Annotated in this window: 2 protein-coding genes; both read right to left on the reverse strand. The window is 63.9% G+C overall.

The features are described 5' to 3' along the window. Nucleotides 1-814: L-carnitine dehydrogenase (locus D6877_RS26375; protein WP_130912612.1), on the reverse strand; the 814-nt coding region annotated here is incomplete at its 3' end. Between the two features lie 133 nt (nt 815-947). Continuing rightward, nucleotides 948-1,835: a 3-keto-5-aminohexanoate cleavage protein gene (locus D6877_RS26380; protein WP_024014602.1), complete on the reverse strand. Its 888-nt coding sequence runs from the start codon at nt 1,833-1,835 to the stop codon at nt 948-950. Nucleotide 1,836 lies beyond the last annotated feature (1 nt).

The following is a 1,836-nucleotide window of genomic DNA, read 5'->3' on the forward strand; positions in this document are numbered from 1 at the left end:
TGTCGGTCAGCTCCGGTGCCGGCAGATACGTCCACGGCAACTGCAACGCCGGGCCGAATTGCGACATGAAGTGGCGCATGCCGGCATCGCCGCCGGCCAGGGTGTAAGTCAGGAAAGTGCCCATGAACGACCAGCGCAGACCGGCGCCAAAGCGAATCGCATCGTCGATCTCGCCGGTCGTCGCCACACCGTCATTGACCAGGTGCAACGCCTCGCGCCACAGCGCTTCGAGCAGGCGATCGGCGATGAACCCCGGCACTTCTTTGCGCACATGCAACGGGCGCATGCCGAGGGATTCGTAGACTTGCATCGCCGCTTGCACCGCCTCCGGCGCGGTGTTTCTGCCGCCGACCACTTCCACCAGTGGCAACAGATAAACCGGGTTGAACGGATGCCCGACCACGCAGCGTTCAGGGTGTGTCGAACTCTCGTAGAACTCGCTGGGCAAAAGGCCTGAAGTGCTGGAGCCGATCAGCGCATCGGGCTTGGCGGCGGCGCTGATCTTGCTGTGCAGATCGAGCTTCAGTTCCAGCCGTTCCGGGGCGCTTTCCTGGATGAAATCGGCGTCACGCACGCATTCCTCGATGGTTGCGACAAAACGCAGACGGTCCTGCGAAGCGCCGGGCGCCAGGCCGTTCTTCTCCAGCGCGCCCCAGGCATTGGCTACGCGTTGGCGCAATGCCGCTTCGGCGCCGGGCGCCGGGTCCCAGGCCACCACGTCGAGGCCGTGGGCGAGGGCGCGGGCGACCCAGCCACTGCCGATGACACCACTGCCCAGAGCGGCGAAGGTTTTGATTTCGGTGATAAAGCGCATGGTGATGTCCTGAAGAGTTCGAAGAGCCCTGTAGGAGCTGCCGAAGGCTGCGATCTTTTGATCTTGCTTCTAAAAAATCAAAGTCAAAAGATCGCAGCCTTCGGCAGCTCCTACAGGTGAAATGGGTGATGGATCAGCCGCGCTGGGTCAGGCCCATTTTTTTGCGACCTTCGGCCGGCGTAAGCACGCGGGCACCGAGGCGGCTGAGGATTTCCGTGGCGCGTTCAACCAATTGGCCATTGGTCGCCAGCACGCCTTTGTCCAGCCACAGGTTGTCTTCCAGCCCGACCCGCACGTTGCCGCCGAGCAGCACCGCTTGCGCCGCCATCGGCATCTGCATGCGGCCGATGCCGAAGCCGGCCCAGACCGCGTCGGCGGGCAGGTTGTCGACCATGGCTTTCATCGTGGTGGTGTCGGCCGGCGCGCCCCACGGGATGCCCAGACACAGCTGGAACAACGGGTTGTCGAGCAAGCCTTCCTTGATCATCTGCTTGGCGAACCACAGATGCCCGGTGTCGAAAATCTCCAGTTCGGCCTTCACCCCCAGTTCGGTGATGCGCTTGGCGCCGGCGCGCAGTTGCGCCGGGGTCGAGACGTAAATGGTGTCGCCGTCGCCGAAGTTCAGCGTGCCGCAATCGAGGGTGCAGATTTCCGGCAGCAGTTCTTCAACGTGGGCGAGACGGGTCAGCGGACCGACCAGATCGGTGTTCGGGCCGAACTCCATCGGCTTCTCGCCAGGGCCGATTTCCAGGTCGCCGCCCATCCCGGCGGTGAGGTTGACGATAATGTCGACGTCCGCCTCGCGGATGCGCTCCATCACTTCGCGGTACAGCGCCACGTCACGGCTGAACTTGCCGGTCTGCGGGTCGCGCACATGGCAGTGCACGACGGTGGCGCCGGCCTTGGCCGCTTCCACCGCGGCAGCGGCAATCTGTTTCGGGGTGACCGGCACGTGTGGACTTTTGGCGGTCGTGTCGCCAGCACCGGTGAGTGCGCAGGTGATGATGACGTCGTGGTTCATG

This window comes from Pseudomonas sp. Sample_9, from assembly GCF_004307535.1.
Taxonomy (GTDB): domain Bacteria; phylum Pseudomonadota; class Gammaproteobacteria; order Pseudomonadales; family Pseudomonadaceae; genus Aquipseudomonas; species Aquipseudomonas mercuritolerans.